This is a genomic window from Rhizomicrobium sp., from assembly GCF_056722145.1.
This window is the reverse complement of the sequence record NZ_JBWZET010000136.1, coordinates 1-18,394: the sequence shown is the minus strand read 5'-3', so window position 1 is coordinate 18,394 and position 18,394 is coordinate 1. Positions and strand designations below refer to the sequence as shown.

General features: G+C 64.8%; 15 protein-coding genes and 1 pseudogene. 3 read left to right on the top strand and 13 right to left on the bottom strand.

All coding sequences use genetic code 11. The features are described 5' to 3' along the window. The 9 genes and pseudogenes from AC1P6P_RS07670 to AC1P6P_RS07630 all read right to left on the bottom strand — a co-directional run. A pseudogene (locus tag AC1P6P_RS07670) lies at positions 1-127 on the bottom strand (UDP-4-amino-4,6-dideoxy-N-acetyl-beta-L-altrosamine transaminase); the annotation flags it as partial. Then, positions 124-1,215, bottom strand: a complete 1,092-nt coding sequence (gene pseB / locus AC1P6P_RS07665) for a UDP-N-acetylglucosamine 4,6-dehydratase (inverting) (protein ID WP_481401845.1) — start codon at positions 1,213-1,215, stop codon at positions 124-126. The gene pseB and the pseudogene AC1P6P_RS07670, both read right to left, overlap by 4 nt. Positions 1,216-1,276: 61 nt before the next feature. Beyond that, a complete protein-coding gene (locus tag AC1P6P_RS07660; RefSeq protein WP_481401844.1) occupies positions 1,277-3,241 on the bottom strand; it encodes a glycoside hydrolase family 57 in 1,965 nt (654 codons plus the stop codon). Beyond that, on the bottom strand, positions 3,238-4,452 hold the full coding sequence (locus AC1P6P_RS07655; protein ID WP_481401843.1) for an ATP-grasp domain-containing protein: 1,215 nt from the start codon (positions 4,450-4,452) through the stop codon (positions 3,238-3,240). Before AC1P6P_RS07655 ends, AC1P6P_RS07660 begins: the two co-directional genes overlap by 4 nt. Beyond that, entirely contained in the window at positions 4,449-5,192 is a 744-nt protein-coding gene (locus AC1P6P_RS07650; RefSeq protein WP_481401842.1) for a 3-oxoacyl-ACP reductase family protein, read from the bottom strand. The genes AC1P6P_RS07655 and AC1P6P_RS07650 overlap by 4 nt, the downstream gene beginning before the upstream one ends. Further along, positions 5,189-6,166 carry a transketolase family protein gene (locus AC1P6P_RS07645; RefSeq protein WP_481401841.1) on the bottom strand — a complete coding sequence of 326 codons (978 nt, stop codon included), beginning with the start codon at positions 6,164-6,166 and terminating at the stop codon, positions 5,189-5,191. Before AC1P6P_RS07645 ends, AC1P6P_RS07650 begins: the two co-directional genes overlap by 4 nt. Then, on the bottom strand, positions 6,159-7,079 hold the full coding sequence (locus tag AC1P6P_RS07640; protein WP_481401840.1) for a transketolase: 921 nt from the start codon (positions 7,077-7,079) through the stop codon (positions 6,159-6,161). Before AC1P6P_RS07640 ends, AC1P6P_RS07645 begins: the two co-directional genes overlap by 8 nt. A gap of 44 nt (positions 7,080-7,123) precedes the next feature. Further along, the gene (locus AC1P6P_RS07635; RefSeq protein ID WP_481401839.1) at positions 7,124-8,296 is read right to left on the bottom strand and encodes a class I SAM-dependent methyltransferase; all 1,173 of its coding nucleotides are present in this window, start codon (positions 8,294-8,296) and stop codon (positions 7,124-7,126) included. Positions 8,297-8,448: 152 nt separating this feature from the next. Beyond that, positions 8,449-9,369 (bottom strand): class I SAM-dependent methyltransferase, encoded by a 921-nt coding sequence (locus tag AC1P6P_RS07630; protein WP_481401838.1) that lies wholly within the window; start codon positions 9,367-9,369, stop codon positions 8,449-8,451. Between the two features lie 66 nt (positions 9,370-9,435). Between AC1P6P_RS07630 and AC1P6P_RS07625 the strand changes: the two genes are divergently transcribed. Together AC1P6P_RS07625 and AC1P6P_RS07620 are read left to right on the top strand one after the other, a co-directional pair. Next, positions 9,436-10,296, top strand: a complete 861-nt coding sequence (locus AC1P6P_RS07625; protein WP_481401837.1) for an N-acetylneuraminate synthase family protein — start codon at positions 9,436-9,438, stop codon at positions 10,294-10,296. Between the two features lie 3 nt (positions 10,297-10,299). Continuing rightward, complete coding sequence (locus tag AC1P6P_RS07620; protein WP_481401836.1) at positions 10,300-12,075, top strand: cytidylyltransferase domain-containing protein; 1,776 nt, start codon at positions 10,300-10,302, stop codon at positions 12,073-12,075. Here AC1P6P_RS07620 and AC1P6P_RS07615 read toward each other — a convergent pair. Further along, complete coding sequence (locus AC1P6P_RS07615; protein ID WP_481401835.1) at positions 12,056-13,555, bottom strand: tetratricopeptide repeat protein; 1,500 nt, start codon at positions 13,553-13,555, stop codon at positions 12,056-12,058. The genes AC1P6P_RS07620 and AC1P6P_RS07615 overlap by 20 nt on opposite strands. Positions 13,556-13,674: 119 nt before the next feature. On the opposite strand from AC1P6P_RS07615, the gene AC1P6P_RS07610 reads away from it, so the two are divergent. Continuing rightward, complete coding sequence (locus tag AC1P6P_RS07610) at positions 13,675-16,485, top strand: beta strand repeat-containing protein (protein ID WP_481401834.1); 2,811 nt, start codon at positions 13,675-13,677, stop codon at positions 16,483-16,485. 67 nt (positions 16,486-16,552) lie between these two features. On the opposite strand, the gene AC1P6P_RS07605 is transcribed toward AC1P6P_RS07610, so the two are convergent. The 3 genes from AC1P6P_RS07605 to AC1P6P_RS07595 all read right to left on the bottom strand — a co-directional run. Further along, positions 16,553-16,981 carry a hypothetical protein gene (locus AC1P6P_RS07605; protein ID WP_481401833.1) on the bottom strand — a complete coding sequence of 143 codons (429 nt, stop codon included), beginning with the start codon at positions 16,979-16,981 and terminating at the stop codon, positions 16,553-16,555. Continuing rightward, the gene (locus AC1P6P_RS07600; protein ID WP_481401832.1) at positions 16,978-17,331 is read right to left on the bottom strand and encodes a rod-binding protein; all 354 of its coding nucleotides are present in this window, start codon (positions 17,329-17,331) and stop codon (positions 16,978-16,980) included. The genes AC1P6P_RS07605 and AC1P6P_RS07600 overlap by 4 nt, the downstream gene beginning before the upstream one ends. 4 nt (positions 17,332-17,335) lie before the next feature. Next, positions 17,336-18,394, bottom strand: a 1,059-nt coding sequence (locus tag AC1P6P_RS07595) for a flagellar basal body P-ring protein FlgI (protein ID WP_481401831.1), incomplete at its 5' end; no start/stop codon positions are given.

The window sequence follows — 18,394 nt, the reverse complement described above, 5'->3', positions numbered from 1 at the left end:
GGCCGGTCGTGAGATAATCGCTCTTCAGCGCGGCCGTCACCGCAGCGATGTCGTCGTCCTCAATAATCTGCCGCCCATACGGCAGGAACGCCGGCGCGCCTTGCGGTTTGGGCTCGGGCGCGGTCATGCGTAGGCCTGCGCCAAAAGTTGCTGCAGGCCGCGGGCGTCAAGCTGTTCGGGATTGTTGTCGCTTGAATAGGCAAAGCCCTCGGGCACCGGCTGGGCGCCGCGATTGATGTAAGCCTCGCGCAACGCAGCGGCAAAGCTCGCCAAGATCACATAGCGGTCATCAAGCTCCAGCGTCCAATGCGAATCGTCGGCCGGAATCATGGTCTCGTGCAGCTTCTCGCCGGGGCGGATGCCGACCACTTTCTGCGGCAGTTGCGGCCCCAGCAGGGTGGCAAGCCCGGTGATGGTGGTCGATGGAATCTTCGGCACAAAGATTTCGCCGCCTTTGCACATCTCCATCGACGACAGCACCAGATTGACGCCTTGGGTCAGGGTGATCCAGAAGCGGGTCATGCGCTCGTCGGTGATGGGGAGGTGGTCGGCGCCCTCGGCGATGAGCTTCTTGAAGAAGGGGATGACGGAGCCGCGGGAGCCCACGACATTGCCGTAGCGGACGACGGCGAAGCGGGATCCGAGGGATCCCGAGAGGTTGTTGGCGGCGATGAAGATCTTGTCGGAGGCGAGCTTCGAGGCGCCGTAGAGGTTGACCGGATTGGCGGCCTTGTCGGTGGAGAGCGCGATGACTTTTTTGACGTTGTTGCGCAGCGCCGCATAGACCAAATTCTCGGCACCGAGCACGTTGGTGCGAATGCACTCGAACGGATTGTATTCGGCGGCGGGCACCTGCTTCAGCGCCGCGGCGTGCACGATGTAGTCGACATTGTTCATGGCGAGATCGAGCCGGTCGCGGTCGCGCACGTCGCCGATGAAGAAGCGCATGCAGGGATGCTGTTCCGCCGGGAAGCGCATCTGCATCTCGTACTGCTTCAACTCGTCGCGCGAATAGACAATCAGCCGGCGCGGCTTGTACTGCGCCAGCACGGTCTTGACGAAATGATTGCCGAACGAACCGGTGCCGCCGGTGACCAGGATCTGCTTGTCGTTGAGATCGATCCAGGGCTGGGAAAAATCACGCAGCTCCGTCGCCAGGGATTCGGGCTCGGCAGCCTCGCCTTCGAGGAAGACCTTTTTCACGCGCTGGACCATGGGACCATCACTCGCTGGTTCGGGCACTCGCCATATCGGAAGGGATCGTTGCAGATTGCGGTTAACAAGACCCTGACGGAAAGGAGGCGTTTACGCTGAAACGGAAACGTCTGGGGCCATTTTGCAGCGCCGTCGGCTTACGGGTGTCATCGAGTTCGAGCGCCGACAATGCTAGCTGGCAGAACACCCCGCCGCGCACCTGGCGGTGGGTCAAAAGCCCAAGCAGCGGCGCGGTGGCGCGGTCGACGCTGACTCGAATGCGGTTGGTGGTGTCGCCGATTTCGGCCCAGCCTTCGGTCATCCCGAGGCCATGGGCCGCCGACACCAGAAACGACACCGGGGCGCCGTGTTCGATGGTTTCGCCGTCAAGCGCGAAGGTTTCCGGCTCCTTGCCGCCATTATGGGTGGTCAGCGTCAGCGCCGGCCAATGGAAGGCGCCGGGTAGCAGCGTCACATGGCCAAGGCGAAGCGAGCCGCGGCCCCAGTCGTCCCAGTGGAAGGTGATGTCGAAATCGATCTGCGCGCGGTCGGCACAAAAACGTAGGGTCTTTTCGATCGGCCCCTTGGGGGTTTCCACCCGGGTGAAGGCCAGGGTGTCGGCACCTTCGCGCCAGACGTGGGCCTCGCCCCATTCGAGATCGGTGACCTTGTGCTCGCCGGGGCCTTCGAACACGGCGTTGCCGGTGTACCAGTCGGCCTGCAGCGCGATGTCGTCGAAGGTGCCGTGCGCCACCATGCCGATCAGCGGGGCGCCACCATTGAAGCGCACCTCTTTCAACGCCAGGCCGCGACGGCGATCAAGCTCGGCTGCGACGGCCGGGGTGTGGATGGCGATGAGGCGGTCTTGGGTGGCAGGGCCTTGCGGCGGCGGCGGCAGGGCCGCGTCGGGAAAGGGAAAGCGCTGCCGCGCGGCCCTCAAGCGGCGTTCGAACCCGGCCCAGCGCTTGGCCGTGATATGGGTGCGCCAATCGCTCGCCCATAGCCCGCAGAGTTCCTTCCACGCCCATGGCTCGGCGTCGGTCGCGACGAGGGCCTGGTAGAGGCGCTGGCAGGCGGCGTTGGCGGCAAGATCATCGCGGCCCGTCACCGCCCAGCGCGACAGCGCGTATTTGCGCTGCTTCTTGACCGGGATCGGCACGGCGGCGGTTTCAAGCCGCAGCGCGGCACCGGACGGTGGAGCGAGGAGATCGGAGGGGCGCACCATGGCGCAGCCGGGTTCGTCATGCAGGGCGGCGAGGGCCTCTTCCAGCTTCTTCCATTCGGAAATCGCGCCGATTTTCTCCTCGGTCTTGTAGCGGCCGGGGCGGAAATCGAAAATCTCGGCATCGCTGGCATAAAGACAAAGGGCGCGGTCGGCGGTGCCGCGCTGGCGGCGGACATAGGCGAGATAATCGTCACGCGGAACATCGCCGTGGGCATAGCGCTGCAGCTTCTGGAAGGCGACGGTGTTCGACCACAACAGCGCGATGGTGCGGCCGTCGGGACCGAGGGCACGCTGCACGCCGTATTGCGTTTCTGCCGGCCAGTCATGGGTCGAGCCGGGATTGTCCCAGTCCATGATGATGGCGTCGTAGCCGGCATCGCGATAATGCCCGACCAGACCGGCGGCATAGGCCTGCTCATTGATGAGGGCCACGCGCGGGGTGAGGCCGAGGAGGTTCTGATAGATGGCGTTGCCGAGCGCGAGATTGGCTTCGGTGACCCGCCACGGCACCAGGGGGCCGATCATCTGGCTGTAGCCGCAGCCGATGAACTCCACCCTGCCGGACGCGATCAACCGCTTCAGCTCGGCGATCCACTCGGGGCTGCGAGCCGCGATTTCTTCCAGCGTAAAGCCGGACGCCTCCACCCCGATCGGGCCCACCGTTTCGGCCAGATGCAGCAGCGGGCGATAGCATTTCTCGATCACCTCGCCGCGCTGCTCCTCTTCGATCGAGGAATAGGCGAGGTTCAAATGAAAAAACGCGAACAGGCGCAGCGTGCCGACCCCGGCCTGGAAGGCGGACGCGGCATATGGCGCCGTCATTGGGTCACGACCTTGATGCGGGCCAGAGCGGCACTGGCCGCGGCGCGGGCTTCGGCGCGATTGGCTCCGGTGGCGATCACCATGGCACCGGACGGCCGCTTGTCGCCGGCCGGCGGGATTATGTCGCCTTTCCTGGCGGTGATGTTGACTTCCAGCACGCCCGGCACTTGCCATGCCGCGTCGGCGCCGGAGGTCGCGACCACCGTGCCGGGATCGGGGAAGATGTAGCGCTGGGTGATGAATTTCTGGAATTTCGGCGTCATCTCTTCGGCGTCCGGATTTTCGCCCAGCGCGATGCGGATGGCAGCGCCGATGAAATCGACGCCGGTGTTCATCGGGATTTCCTGGGTGCAGAAGAATCCGCCCGACAGGCGCGCCGCCAGCTCGATGACATAGACATGGCCGTCATGCACGACGATGTCGCCCTTAACGGTGCCGCGGGTGACGCCGAGCGCCGCCGCCGCATCGGCCTGGACGTCGAGCACGCGCTCGTAGATGTCGGCCGGCAACGCGGTCGGCATGTCGCCGCCGTTTTCGATGAAATAAGGGGCGTACTTGTCGAGATATTCGTAATTGCGGTCCGAAAAGCCCGAGGTGTAGCAAATGCCATCCACCACATGGCTTTCGGTGGAAACCTGGGGACCGGGCAGATACTGCTCCACCATCACGCGCTGGGTCGGCGAGTAATCGCGGGCGAACTGGAACGCCTTGGCGAGATCGCGAACCAGCGACAGACGCTGGACGCCGCGGGACCCACGCGAATCCACTGGCTTGATGACGAGATCGCGGCCGCGTTCGGCGACGATCCGCAGCAATTCCGGCGCCGTATGCACCGCCGAGAACCATGGCACCGGCACGCCGCAGGCAGCGAAGCGCTCCTTCATCGCGAGCTTGTCGGTCGCCCATTCGGCACTTTGGCGGGTGAGGCCCTTCAGCCCCAGCCGTTCATTGACCGCCGCCACCGTCAAGGGCGCATCGGCAGCGACGCAGATGACGCCGTCGATATTGCGGATCTTGTTGTGAAAGCGCTCCGCTGCCGCAGCCGTATCGGAGGGGCCGTAAACGTCGGCAATGAGGGCCGAGTCGGCAAGGGCAAAGCCGGGTGCCTCGGGATTGATGTCGCTGCACACGACGTACAGCCCCATCTCCTTGGCCCGCTTGACCGCCGCCGCGGCTTCCACCCCGCCCGACACGATGAGCAGCGTCTTCATCCGAAATACATGCCGCCGTTGACGTTGATGGTCTGGCCGGTGACATAAGAGGCTTCCGGCGAGGCCAGGAACGTCACCACGTCGGCGACTTCCTTGGCATAAGCGATGCGCCCGAGCGGGATCGCCGCCGCCTTCTTCTTGCCCGCCTTGGTGTTCAGCTCCTTCGCCGCCATGTCGGTGGCGACCAGGCCCGGCGACACGGCGTTCGAGGTGATGCCCTTGTCCGAATAGAGCCGCGCGCACGACTGGGTGAAGTTGATCAGCGCCGCTTTGGAGGCCGCGTAGTGGACCTGATTCTTGCCGCCCCACTGACCGCCGATCGACACGATATTGACGATGCGGCCCCAGCCGCCTTCGAGCATTGCCGGCAAGGCTTCCTGCGTCGCGATGAAAGGCCCGCGCAAATTGGTTTCGAGCATGCGGTCCCATTGCGCGTCGGTGATGGTCTCCATCGGCCGCTCGTCGGCGATGGCGGCGTTGTTGACGAGGATTTCCACTGGCGCCTGGAAGTGCTTGGCGGTCTTCTTGAACGCCGTTTGAATCGAAGCGCGCTTGCGAATGTCCAGCTTCACCGCGAAGGCGTTGTCGAAGGCCGCTTCCAGCTCGTCGGCGCCGGCGGCATTGGTGTTGTAGCCGACCGCCACCTTGGCGCCCGCTTCCAGCAGCGCCAATGCAATGGCCTTGCCAATGCCGCGCGACGCGCCGGTGACGAGAGCAATTTTGCCGGTGAGCGATGTCATTGCAGACGGTCCTTGCGCTCCATGGCGCGTTTGGCGGCTTCGGCGATGAAGGGCGCCGTGATCTGGAAATATTCGGCCAGTTCGTCGGGCTCGCCCGAGGTGCCGAAACTGTCCTTGAGGCCGACGAACTCGATCGGGCAGGGGTGATGCTTGGTCACCGCTTCGGCAACCGCCGAGCCCAGCCCGCCGTAGATGTTGTGATCTTCGGCCGTGACCAGGCAGCCGGTCTCGAGCACGCAACGGCGCAGCAAGGCTTCGTCGATCGGCTTGATGGTCGGCATATTGACGACGCGCGCCTCGATGCCTTCTTCGGCCAGAATTTCTGCGGCCTTCAGCGAGCGGGCGACTTCCACACCGCAGGCGACCAGGGTCACGTCGGTGCCGTGGCGGATGATCTGGCCCTTGCCGATCTCGAAGACGTGGTCGTTGTTGAACAGGCGGACGGACCCCGAGCGGCCGGTGCGCATATAGACCGGGCCGTCGTAGTCGAGGATGGCGCGGGTCGCGAGCGCCTGTTCGATCGGGTCGGCGGGGGAAATCACCACCATGCCCGGAATGGCGCGGAACGCCGCCATGTCTTCCATTGCCTGGGCCGAACCGCCGTCCGGCCCGACGTCGAGGCCGGGATGGCTGGCGACGATCTTCACATTGCGCCGCGCATAAGCGACCGACAGGCGGGCCTGTTCATAAGCGCGCTCGAGGAAGCAAGCGAAGCCGGTAACGACGGGGATCATGCCGGTGGCGGCTAGTCCGGCCGCGGCCGCGACCATGTTCTGCTCGGCGATGCCGCACTGGATGAACTTGTCAGGATGGCTTTTGCGGAAATGATGCACGCCGGTGCCACCGGCGACGTCGGCATCGAGCACCACGAGATTGGGATATTCCGGGGCGAGGCGGGTGAGTTCCTTGCCGAACGCTTCACGCAGGCTGTCGCCGGACGAACCGATCAGGGCGGGGGCGCTATTATCAGACATCGAGGAACTCCTTGATTTCGTCGGCGGTGCAGTCGAGTGCTTGCAGGGCGGTTTCAGCCTGTTCGCGGGTCAGCTTGACGCTGCCGTGCCAGGCGGGGCTGCCTTCCATGTAGGGAATGCCCTTGCCCTTGAGGGTATGGGCGATGATCACCGACGGTTTGCCGTGGGTGGTGGCGGCGCGGTGGAAGGTGGAGAGGATCTGCGGCACGTTGTGGCCGTCGATCTCGAACACGTCCCAGCCGAAGGCACGCCATTTGTCGGCGAGCGGGTGGAGGCCACAAATCTCCTCGTTCAGCGCATCCGACTGCATCTTGTTGTAGTCGATGATCGCGCAAAGGTTGTCGAGCTTGTGGTGAGCCGAGCACATCGCGGTCTCCCACACGCTGCCTTCCTGCATCTCGCCGTCGCCGAGCAGGGTGTAAACGCGGGCGCGAATTTTCTGCATCCTGAGGCCCATCGCCATGCCCATGGCGACCGAAAAGCCTTGCCCGAGCGAGCCGGTGGAGGTTTCGACCCACGGCAGGTCGCGCACATGCGGATGGCCCTGGAACGGACTGCCGAGCTTGCGCAGATTCAGCGATTCCTTCTTGTCGCAGAAGCCGTGCCAGGCGGCGATCGCGTACAGCGTCGGGCAGGCATGGCCTTTCGACAGCACGAAGCGATCGCGCTGGGGATCGTTGACGCTCGACGGCCAGATGTTGAGTTCAGCCCCGAACAGGCACGCCATGATGTCAGCGCACGACAGCGCGCCGCCGGGATGACCCGAGGTGGCGCGATAGATCGAGGCGATCAGGTGGCGCCGCGAGAAGCGGGCAGCCTCGGCGATCTGGGTTTCGATATCCGGCGCGGACACGACGGGAAACGCCGTCGCATTCAGAAAGGCCGTCTCTTTCACGGTAGCGCAAATCGGCATGGGCATTTCCCCTCAAGGAGCGCTTTCGAAAGCGCGAAACACGACTACGCGGCCCGTTTGAGGCGGGCGCGGCTTAACAGATCAGTGAAGGCGATCACCTCGGCGCCGGGCGCCAGGGTTTTGGCTTCGGCGGCAATGGCGGTGCGGTTGGCGCGGGTCAAGACGACGACAACACCGGGCTTGACAGTCGCGAGCGCCGCCGGATCGCTGAGCGCGACGCCATGGCGTTCGCCGACATGGGCCTTCAGATGGGTGTCGATCAGGACAGCGAGATTTTTCGGATCGAAGCCGCCATGGATCACCAGGGTATCGAACAGCCGTCCGGCGCCCCACACCGCGACGCCTTGCGCGGTCAAGCCGGCGAGGTCTTCGACCAGCGTGTGCAGCGCCTCGACATTGTGGGCGCGAGTGGCGGCATAGCTGGAGACGAGTTCGACCGCGCGGTCGACTTCGGCCGGGTCGGGCTCCGCTTTGTGCGGCGTGCCGCTTTTGCGCGCGACGATGAAAAGGTTTTCGAGATCGCTGGGATCGGGCTGTTCGAGAATCTCGAAGCCGGCCGCTTCGACCATGCGGGTCAGGGTGCGGGCGGAGAAATGGTAGAGGTGCTTGTCGGCGAACCATTCCTCGAGGATGTCTTCGGAGCCTGTGACCGCGATATTGGGGGCGTCGAGGATGAGAAGTCCGCCCGGTTTCAGGATGCGGGCGTGATCCTTCAAGACGCGCGCCGGATGGGCGAGGTGTTCGATGGTGTGGCAGGAATGAACGACGTCGAAGGCGCCGGCATCGAGCTTCAGCGATTCGATGCGCGCCACATGCAGCTCGGCCTTTTCGGCGGCGGCATTGGCGACGTGCGCGTCGGGTTCGACTGCTACGACATCAGCGGCGGGGAATGCCTGCGTCAGAGCGGCGACGAAGACGGCGCGATTGGAGCCGACATCGATCAGCCGGAAATGATCGGTGGTGATATGCCGCTTCAAGGCAGCGAGCGCGACGTGCGAGCGGAAACCTTTGCCGAATCGGAGCGTGTCGCGGCTCGCCGCGCCCGGTTGGTGATCGATCCGCGGCAGACTCTGCACCAGACCGCAGAAGCAGCAGACGTGAACGCTGATGCCGCGATGCGAATGGTCGGGCGCATAGGCGAGCGTCAGCCCGTCGCGGCCACAAAGTTCACAAAAGTCCTGCATCGGCAGAAGGCCCAGAAGGAGACTGGTAACCATCTTCCGCCGGGGTTGCTTAACAATTCGCTATCGCAGGGAACGCGTTCCGGCTTTGACACCGGGCGCAATTCCCCGCGACCATTCGCGCCGCGCATCCCCGCTCGCCGCCAAACGCAGAGCGAACCGGACCAGGTCTTGTTTGAAAGCCAGCCTTACCGTTTGACCGCGATCAGCACGGCTTCGCGGCCGATGCCGAGACCGGCCAGCGCCCGGTAGAAGGCGCGCCGCGTTTCGCCGAGCCCGGCGGCGTCGAAGGCGAGGTCGAAGCGCTTGCGGCGGTTGTGACAGGCGCGTCCGGTGTCGTCCTGGCCGATGTAGTTCTCGCCCATCATCAAGAACAGCTCCATCGGGAAGCTGGTGGTGCGTTCCACCACCGTGAAGCCGAGACGTTCGAGCAGGCGCGTACCGGAGTCGAAATTGAAATAGTTGAGGTGATGGGGAGGGGCCAGCCACCATTCCGGCGCCCCGACGGCCCCGCGGCCGGCGATCTGGAACGGCGAATAGTCGTTGGGCACGTTGATGCAGATCAGCCCGCCGGGCTCGATCAGATCGCGCGCCAGGGTGAGCAGGCCGATCGGATCGGGCAAATGCTCCAGCACATTGTTGAGGTGTACGGCATCGAAATGGCCGAGCGTCGGGGCAGTATCGGGGCCGAAAAAGGCTTCCACAATTTCAAGGCCGAGGCCGCGGGCGTGGGCAGCGGCTTGGCGCGAGGGCTCAATGCCCTTCACTTGCCAGCCGCGGTCCTGGGCGGTTTTCAAGAAAAAGCCAGGGCCGGAGCCAATGTCGAGCAAGCGTCGGCGCTCGGCCGGCAAGAGCTTCTCGAAAATCACGAGGCGGTCGGTCTGGAACATCTCGGCCCAGGCCTGGTCCTCGCCAGCATAGGCCAGAAAGGTCGGTTTTTCCTCGACATAGTAGTCGTCGCGATAGGTGGCAACGAGGCTTTCCGGAGCGGGCAGGGGGGTGGCGTGAACGAAGCCGCAGCGGGTGCAGGCGATGATGTCGAATTCCTTGACCTGGGCCAGCTTGGGGCCCGCGTGACCGTTCCAACAAACGGTTTCTGCGGTGGGCATCGGACAACCTCTCGTTAACCCTCTTTTAGCCAACCCGGCTTTAGAAACCGTTAAGGAGCGAATCGCATGCCGAGCCCGATCTTCATTGCCGAAGCCTCCTCCAACCACGGTCGCGAGCTGGCCCGCGCCTTGAAATTCGTCGATGTCGCCGCCGCGGCCGGCTGCGACGCGGTGAAATTCCAGCTGTTCCGCATCGACCGGCTGTTCGCCCCCGAAATCCTCGCCAAAAGCCCGCTGCACCGGGTCCGCAAGGACTGGGAGCTGCCGCTGGAGCATTTGGCACCGATTGCCGAACGGTGTTTGGAAAAGAAAATACTGTTCTCGTGCACCCCGTTTTACCGTAAGGCGGTGGCCGAACTCCGGCCCTATGTCGCCTTTTACAAGGTGGCGTCCTATGAGCTGATGGTCACGGAATTGCTGGCCGACTGCGCCGCCACCGGCAAACCGGTGGTGCTATCCACCGGCATGGCGACGATGGACGAAATCCTGGCCGCGGTCACGACCTTGAAAGACGCCGGCTGCAGCGACATCACGCTGCTCCATTGCGTCTCGGCCTATCCGACCCCGGCAGCAGAGGCCAATCTCGCCGCCATCCAGTCGTTGCGCGATGTCACCGGCGTCAAGGTCGGCTGGTCCGACCACACCCGCCGGCCGGCGGTGATCGAACGGGCGGTGCATCGCTGGCACGCAGCCACCGTGGAATTCCACCTCGATCTTGACGGACGCGGCGCCGAATACGCGTCCGGTCACTGCTGGCTGCCGGGTGAAATTGCCCCAGTCATCGCCCGTATACGGGAATCTACTCAATCCGACGGCACCGGATTCAAGGAACCGCAACCTTCGGAAGCCGATGATCGGGCCTGGCGGGCCGATCCATCCGACGGCATGCGTCCGCTGAAGTCGCTGCGCGCCGTCTGGGAGCCTTAGGCCATGAGTCCGCGTATCGTCGCCGTCATCCAGGCGCGAATGGGATCGACTCGCCTGCCCGGCAAGGTGTTGAAGCCGGTCGCGGGCAAGCCGCTGCTGTGGCACATCGTTCATCGCCTCAGGAAGTCGAAGCTGATCGAGGCGATCGCGGTGGCCACCAGCACCAATCCGCTCGACGACGCGATCGTGGAATTCTGTGCCGCCAATAACCTCGTCGCCGTGCGCGGTCCCGAGGACGACGTGCTCGCCCGCTTTGCCCGGGCGGCGGAAGTCACCGACGCCGACGTGATCGTGCGGGTCAACGCCGATTCGCCGTTCATCGACGCCGAGTTCATCGACCATCTGGTTGAGGCGCTGATCGAGCAGAACGGCGGCTATGTGCTGCTCGAGGAGAATGCCGAAACCGCCCATTGCGGTGTCGATCCCTTCACCCGCGTTGCTCTCGACAAGCTGATGCTGGTGGCGCACGACGATGCGGTCGCCAAGGAGCATGTCACCGGCTATTTCAAGCTCCACCCCGATTTCGTGCCGATCGCCCGCGCCAAGGCCTATCCCAAGCTCGCCAAGAAGGGCACGCGCCTCACGGTCGATACTCCCGACGACTTGAGTTTCGTCGAAGCGGTGCATGCGCGCCTTGCGGCCAAAGCCGGCGAGGCCGCGCTCAGCGATCTGCTTCTCTTGTTGGAGCGCGAACCGATGCTGCGCGAGATCAACGCCCACGTCCGCCAGAAGGACATCACGCCGCAAGGCGGCCTCGCCCTGATCCGCTGCGACGGCGGCGGCGACTACGGTTTCGGCCATGTCAAACGGATGATCGCGCTGGCGCGGGCCTTGCGCGACCGCGAAGGCATCGGCGCGGTGTTCGCCGTCAACGGCAACGAGGACGCGCTGGCGCCGATCCGCCAGGCCGGCTTCGCCGCCAAACTGATCGACGGACCCGAAGGCGAATTCCTTTCCGCCGCCAAGGATCCCGATCTGGTGATTCTCGATTGCCGCGAAGGCCCGTCGCGCCAGGCGATCGCCGACCTGAAGGGGCCGCTGAAGATCACGGTGGATGACGGCTCCGAGCGCCGGCTCGGCTGCGACGTCGCCTATTATCCGCCGCTGCCGCAAGTCGCGAAAATGGAATGGACCGGCACGGCCTGCGCTCCGCGCGTCGGCTGGCAATGGGCGCTGCTCGGTCCGCAACAGGCGTGCGAACGGCCGCGCAAGCAATCGCCGTGTCCGACACTGCTCGTCACCATGGGCGGCTCCGATCCGTTCGGGCTGACGCTGAAGTGCGCGCAGGGCCTCAAAAAGCTCGATCCGGTATTCCGCGCCCGCTTCGTCATCGGACCCGGTTTCGCCGACAAGAACCGGCTGGCGCGCACCCTCGTCGGGCTGTCGCCGAATTTCGAAACCGTGGAAGGCGCGCGGGGGTTGGCGACGGAATTCGCCGCGTGCGATGTCGCGCTGGTGGCGTTCGGCGTCACCGCCTACGAACTTGCCGCATGCGGCGTGCCGGCGCTTTACCTCGGCATCAGCGACGATCACGTCCAATCGGCTTCGGCGTTCGCCGACGCCGGCATGGGCGTCAATCTCGGCCACATGGACAGGATCAAGCCCGACGAAATCGCCAAGGCGGTACGGTCGCTGCTCGGCGACAGTGGCCGCCGGCGCGAGATGCGGGCGGCGGGCCTGATGACCATCGACGGCGCGGGCGCGGCACGCATCGCCGCCGACATTGCCGGCGAACTGACGGCGCGACGGGCCAATCCGGCTAAGCCGGTAGCGCTCTGAGCGCGACCAGCGCCTGCGCCATCACGTCGGACCAGTCGCCACGCTGCTTCGGCATCAGGCAGCGCGCGGCCGGCGCGAACGGCTCGTAGTCTGTGCCGAAACTCGGCCAGCTGAGGTCGTAGAGCGGCTTGAAGGTCGGCACGCCGAGACCGGCGGCGAGCCATGACACCGCCGTTGGGGCACTGACCACGCCATCGCACACCGACAACAGCGCCGCGGTGCGATCGAGTTCCTGTTTCTGGTCGATCCCTTCGGGCACGAACAGCGCCCGCCCGCTGATCGCCTCAAGGGCGTCGACCTCGTCGGGTTCCACGTCGTATTGGGCGACGACGAAACTGCCCGGCGCTTGGCTGAGCATCTTGCCCCAGGCGTTCAGCGAAGCATATTGCACGGCGCGCGCGCCGCCGACCGAACCCGAGCGCCAGCACACCGCGATCCACGGCCGCGGCAGGTGTGAGAACTTTTTTTGCCAGCGCGCCGCTTCTTCCGTATCGGCAATCAGAAATGCGTGCGGCACCGGAAACGAAGCGATGGTCTTGCGCAGCAGCCGCGGCAGGCTGCCCATCTCGACGAACGCATTGGCGCCGCCCGCCGCCTTCAGCCAGCCGTAGCGGGTGCGTGCGACGCCGTCGCGCTTGTAGAAATCCCAGTCGTGCGTCGCGACGCCGAACGAACGAGCGAACAGGGCGTTGAGACGCGGCTCGCATTCCAACAGCAACGATCCGCCGTCGGCTTTCGCGCGCGCCGCCACTTCCGGGATGAGACTGGCGAACATCAGATGATCGCCGACACCTTGTTCCGCCGACACCAGCAGGCGGGTGCGCTTGAGAGTCGAGCCATCCCACCGTTTGAGGCCGTGGTCGGCCAGCGGCACCTTGCCCGGCACCTTCAGGCGTGCGGCATAATCGCGCCAGCCGTCTTTCAGGTTGCCGCGCAACAGATGCAGGATAGCGCGGTTGAGACGGGCCTGGGCGTTGTCGGGTTCGGCTTTCAAGGCCCGGTCGTACAGGATCAGCGCTTCGCGGTCCTCGCCGTCGTCGGACAGCATGTCGGCGAGATTGACCAGCGCCGCTACCGAGCCGGGACACTTTGCCAGCACCGCGCGATACTGCGCGATCGCCGCGGCGGCCTCGCCGGATTCGCGAAAAATCGAGCCCAGCGTCAACATCAGGGCGGGATCATCGGGGTTTTGTGCCAAAGCGGGGCGGATCAGCGCCGCCGCGGTAGCGAAATCGCCTTCGGACCGCTTCAGATTGGCGAGATTGACTAGCACCTCAACCCGGCCCGGTTCGAGCGCCAGGACGCGGCGATAAAAATTTTCCGCCGCCGCGCCGAGGCCGAGCGTACGCGCCGCGTTGCCGAGCGCGAACAAGGCGCGCCTGTCGTCAGGCTTGACGATGAGCGCCTGCTCGAACGCCGCGATCGCCTCGCTGAGACGGCCGGCGGCGGCAAGCTTCGCACCCTGGGCATACGGATCCATGCCGCCGTTGTCGCTCAAGGCCTGTTAAGAGCCGGTTAAGCACGTTGCGATGTTAAGTGGATATTAAGTGGGAATGCGCGAATATGCCCTGTTTTCAAGGGTTCTCTTGTACGCGCGCCATGGCGGTTTCGATCACCACCTTCGATACCTCGACGCTGCTGAGCTACTACAGTGCTCAGGCCCAGCAGGCGGCCCTGCGCGCGGCCAATTCGTTGCCAAGCGCTACAAGTTCGTCGTCTTCCTCGACGTCGTCCAAGTCGAGCGCCACCGCCAATGACGTCACGCCCTGGAGCACGGCGGCGACCGAAAGCCAGCAGCAGCGCGACGCCGAAGTGCTCAATTCGACCGCTTCGCTCGATCCGGCGATTTCGGCATTGGCGAAATCGAGCGCGACCGCCTTCATCGACACCTCGAAAGTGCCGCTCAGTGCCGGCATCTCGACCGACACCAAGACCGAACAGGACAATCAGAAGCTCTTCGCGCTCTATGCGGCGGTGAACAACCTGTCGTATCTCGCCACCATGGCCAAGCGCGACGGGGTCACCGAAGGCCAGGCGGCCGGCTATGACACGCGTCTGCAGGCCGGAATGCAGCAGATCCAGGACTACATCGGTTCGACCACCTTCAACAATTTCACGCTGCAGGCGCAGCAGCCGGCGTCCTCGGTGACTTCGGCGGCGACGGTGGCGAGCCCGACCTTCAGCTACGTCACCAACACGCTGGCGAGCGGCACCACCATCAACAACCCGCTGCCGGGACTGTCCAAGTCCGACAGCTTCACCATCAACGTCACCAAGAACGGCACGCAGCAGGCGATCAACATCGATCTGTCCAAGGTCGACGGCGATCTCACCATGACGAACCTCGTCACTTACGTGAATTCGCAGCTGCAGGCGGCCGGAGTATCGACGCGTTTCAAGAAGGACATGACGGCGGGCGACATCTCCGCCACCACTGCCACCGATATTGCCAAGCAAGCCTATTCGCTCGAAGTCGTTCCCGGCGGCGCCGAGCAGGTATCACTGTCGGCCGCATCGGCACCATCGCTCTACGTTTCGGCCACCACCGGCATCACCAATTCAACGACCACCGCGACGGCGGACAATCAGGGCCGCCTGATTAAGATCAGCGATTTGTCGAACGGCGATCCGACCGCCGATTATGCCCGCACCATGAATCCCACCAACGGCACTACCACGGCTTCGTCCACCGTGGTGGATTCCTCGGGCAACGTCTATGTCATGGGCACCGCCTCCGGTGATCTCGGCAGCGAGCTCAATCAGGGCGACCAGGACGTCTATCTCACCAAATACGATTCCGCCGGCAATATGCAGTGGCAACGTATGCTGGGATCGACCGGCACCGCCACCGGCAATGCGCTGGCGCTCAATCCCAACGGCGGCGTAACCATCGTCGGTTCGACCACTTCGGCTTTGACCTCGACGGCACTGACCAACGGCAACGCCGAAAGCTATGCCACCCAATACGACGCCAACGGCAATCAGCTGTGGACGGCGCAGGTCCCGACCCTCAACCAGAACAGCGCCACCTCGGTCAGCGTCGGCAGCGACGGCACCGTCTATATCGGCGGCACCACCAGCAACGTGATCGGCTCGGGCCAGGTCAACCAGGGCGGCACCGACGCCTATCTCGCCACCATTTCCAACAAGGGCAAGATCACCTCCGAGAACCAGTTCGGCACCAGCGGCGCCGATACGGTGTCGGCCACGGCCGTGACGTCGACCGGCGACCTCGTGGTCGCGTCGGTCCAGGACGGTCACGCCATCCTGTCGAAATACGCCGGCGGCAACATCTCCTCAACGCCGACCTGGACCTACGACATGGGCGCGCTCGGCAGCGGCGGCGCGGTGTCGGATTTGACGGTCCAGAACGGCAAGATCTACGTCTCCGGCACGACCTCAAGTTCGAGCCTCAACGGCACGACGGCCGGCGGAACCGCGGCGTCCGGCAACACCGATGCCTTCCTGTTTACCGCCAACGATACCGGCGCCGCAGTGGATTCCTCGTCGGCCCAAGTCACTTATCTCGGCACCTCGGCCAACGACAAGGGCGCGGCGCTGACGGTCGGAAGCGACGGCACGGTCTATGTCGCCGGCAGCACCAGCGGCACCTTCGCCGGCAATTCGCGCAATGTCGCCGACGGCTCCAACATGTTCGTGGCGTCGGTCGCCACCAGCGGCTCGGTCAATTGGGTGCGCCAGTATGGCGGCCTCGACGGCCAGTCGATCGGCAGCGGCGTCGCGTTCGCCAGCAACGGCTCGAGCGTGCTCGATTCGCTCGGCCTGCCGCTCGGCCAGGTCCAGGGCAAGCAGGATTCCTCGCTCTCCAACTCGACCACCTTGCGCGCCGGCGACTCCTTCAAGATGGAAATCGACAGCGCCTCCACCCGCACCTTCAACATCACCATCGACAAGGGCGAAACCCTGACGACGTTGTGCACCAAGCTCAACGCGCAGCTCGGCAGCTTCGGCAAGGCCTCGGTGAATTACTCCTCGAGCGGATCGTCGTTGCAGATCGCAGTCAGCTCCGGCGTCACCGCCAAGCTGATCTCCGGTCCGGCCACTTCCGACGCGCTCGGTCGCCTCGGCATCGCCGCCCAGACTCTGTACAACGCGCCGTCCGGCTCCTCAGCGGCTTCCTCGTCGAGTACCAACGCCACCTATGCGGTCGGCCTGCCGTCCAATCTCAGCCTGCTGACGTCGACCGATGCCGGTGCGGCCCGCGCCGAACTGAACAACGTCCTCAGCGCGATCCAGAAGATCTATCAGACGACCAACTCGCCGACCTCGTCCACCTCCGCCAGCACCGCGACGAACACGTCCAACCAGACGCTGTCGGCGGCGATGACGAGCTATCTCAACAACCAGAGCACCGACTCGTCGATGGCGCTGTCGATCCTGTCGGCCTGATCATCCCAGCCCAGACAAAAACGGCCGCAAGGCGGGTGCCCGGCGGCCGCTTCCGTTGTCGTGGGAGTCACACCACGCCGTTGTAGATCATGGGCACGCTGGTCTGGCGGTAGCGATTGGTCGCTTGCGCCGGCGCATAGGTGATGGTCGGAGCGCGCTGGCGCTGGACCTCGTCGGCAACCGCCTTGACGATGCCTTCCGACGCATTGCGCATCCGGGTGAGCAAGCGCTGCTGCAGCCCGAGCGCGTCGCGCAGCTTGGCCGTGACGGCACCGAGCTTCTTCTTCACCTCGGCCGGCAGCGATTTGGTGCGGCCGGGATCGACCCCTTGCGCCTCGCGCCCGTAGAGGATGAGCAGCTTCTGCACCTCCGGGTCGAGCGACGGCATCTGTTGCGGCCTACCGGTGCGCAAGGCTTCGATGTCGCCTTCGATCGCGTCGGCAAGGCGCTGGGCCATGACGATCAGCCGGTCGATTTTTTCGCGGTCTGGATTCATTGCTGGGGTGCTCCGGATGCGGAGGGTGCTGCAGCCGCGGCGGCGGCCGCTTCCTGGTGCTTGATCAGTTCGGCACTGACCGAACTCGCGATACCGATGCCGCCCTGCTTGGCGATCTGCTTGCCGTATTCGTCGAGCATCAGCGAGCGGAACATCTGCTCGCCCTGGCCACCGCCGAACGGGCCATCGGTGGACAGCCCCGAAAACATCTGGCCCAGCATCTGGGAAACGAAGACACCTTCGAATTCCTGCGCCTTCGCCTGGATCGCGGCCTTGGAGCCGGTCGGCGCCGGGCTGCGGATCTGCGCCGCCTGGATCGCCGTCATTCCCTGGGTGGCAAGATCGCTCATCGACTTATCCGATCACCTGGATGTCGGCCTGCAGCGCGCCGGCCGCCTTGATTGCCTGCAGGATCGAGATGATGTCGCGCGGACCGACGCCGAGGGCGTTGAGGCCGTCGACCAGGGCCTGCAGCGACACGCCTTCGTGCATCACCACCATCTTCTTGCCCTTGCCGTCGTCGACATCGATCTTGGTGCGCGGCGTGACTTCGGTGGTGCCGCTGGAAAGCGGGCCGGGCTGGCTCACTTCCGGGGTCTCGGTGACCTTGATGGTGAGATTGCCTTGGGCGATGGCGACGGTGGAGATGCGCACGTCGGAGCCCATCACGATCACGCCGGTGGATTCGTTGATGATCACCTTGGCCGGGCTGTCGGTGGTGATCTTGACCTGTTCGATGTCGGTCAACAGCCCGACGACGCCGCCCTTGTAGTCGGCCGGCACGTTGAGACGGACGGTGGAGGGATCGGTCGCGGTCGCCACGCCGACGCCGATGAAGGCGTTGACGGCGGTAGCAATGCGCGAGGCCGTGGTCAGATCGGGGTTGTGCAGCGACAGCTTCAGGCTGCGCTCGCTGGCGAGATTGAAGCCGATTTCGCGTTCGACGATGGCGCCGTTGGCGATGCGCCCCGACGTCGGCACGCCCTTGGTGACCGAGCCGGCATCGCCCGAGGCGGAGAAGCCGCCGATATTCACCGGGCCTTGTGCCAAGGCATAAATCTGGCCGTCGGCGCCGAACAGGGTGGTGACGAGTAGCGTGCCGCCCTGCAGCGACTTGGCATCGCCCATGGCGCTGACCGAGACATCGACACCAGAGCCGTTGGAGGCGAACGCCGGCAGCTTGGCCGTGACCATCACCGCGGCGGTGTTCTTGGTCTGCATGGTCTGGCCGCGGGTGTTGACGCCCATGCGCTCGAGCATGGTTTGGATCGACTGCTGGGTGAACGGCGCGTTCTTGAGCGAATCGCCGGAGCCGTTGAGGCCGACCACCAGGCCGTAGCCGACCAGCATGTTGTCGCGAATGCCTTCCACGCTGACCAGGTCCTTGACCCGCGACAGCGCGGCAGCAGGCTG

What these genes read in the sequence shown, in the direction of transcription:
- AC1P6P_RS07605 (WP_481401833.1), bottom strand. Translation starts at nt 16,981, where the DNA reads ATGAATCCAGACCGCGAAAAAATCGACCGGCTGATCGTCATGGCCCAG.
- pseB (WP_481401845.1), bottom strand. Translation starts at nt 1,215, where the DNA reads ATGGTCCAGCGCGTGAAAAAGGTCTTCCTCGAAGGCGAGGCTGCCGAG.
- AC1P6P_RS07620 (WP_481401836.1), top strand. Translation starts at nt 10,300, where the DNA reads ATGAGTCCGCGTATCGTCGCCGTCATCCAGGCGCGAATGGGATCGACT.
- AC1P6P_RS07635 (WP_481401839.1), bottom strand. Translation starts at nt 8,296, where the DNA reads ATGGTTACCAGTCTCCTTCTGGGCCTTCTGCCGATGCAGGACTTTTGT.
- AC1P6P_RS07645 (WP_481401841.1), bottom strand. Translation starts at nt 6,166, where the DNA reads ATGTCTGATAATAGCGCCCCCGCCCTGATCGGTTCGTCCGGCGACAGC.
- AC1P6P_RS07600 (WP_481401832.1), bottom strand. Translation starts at nt 17,331, where the DNA reads ATGAGCGATCTTGCCACCCAGGGAATGACGGCGATCCAGGCGGCGCAG.
- AC1P6P_RS07610 (WP_481401834.1), top strand. Translation starts at nt 13,675, where the DNA reads ATGGCGGTTTCGATCACCACCTTCGATACCTCGACGCTGCTGAGCTAC.
- AC1P6P_RS07660 (WP_481401844.1), bottom strand. Translation starts at nt 3,241, where the DNA reads ATGACGGCGCCATATGCCGCGTCCGCCTTCCAGGCCGGGGTCGGCACG.
- AC1P6P_RS07615 (WP_481401835.1), bottom strand. Translation starts at nt 13,555, where the DNA reads ATGGATCCGTATGCCCAGGGTGCGAAGCTTGCCGCCGCCGGCCGTCTC.
- AC1P6P_RS07630 (WP_481401838.1), bottom strand. Translation starts at nt 9,369, where the DNA reads ATGCCCACCGCAGAAACCGTTTGTTGGAACGGTCACGCGGGCCCCAAG.
- AC1P6P_RS07650 (WP_481401842.1), bottom strand. Translation starts at nt 5,192, where the DNA reads ATGACATCGCTCACCGGCAAAATTGCTCTCGTCACCGGCGCGTCGCGC.
- AC1P6P_RS07655 (WP_481401843.1), bottom strand. Translation starts at nt 4,452, where the DNA reads ATGAAGACGCTGCTCATCGTGTCGGGCGGGGTGGAAGCCGCGGCGGCG.
- AC1P6P_RS07625 (WP_481401837.1), top strand. Translation starts at nt 9,436, where the DNA reads ATGCCGAGCCCGATCTTCATTGCCGAAGCCTCCTCCAACCACGGTCGC.
- AC1P6P_RS07640 (WP_481401840.1), bottom strand. Translation starts at nt 7,079, where the DNA reads ATGCCGATTTGCGCTACCGTGAAAGAGACGGCCTTTCTGAATGCGACG.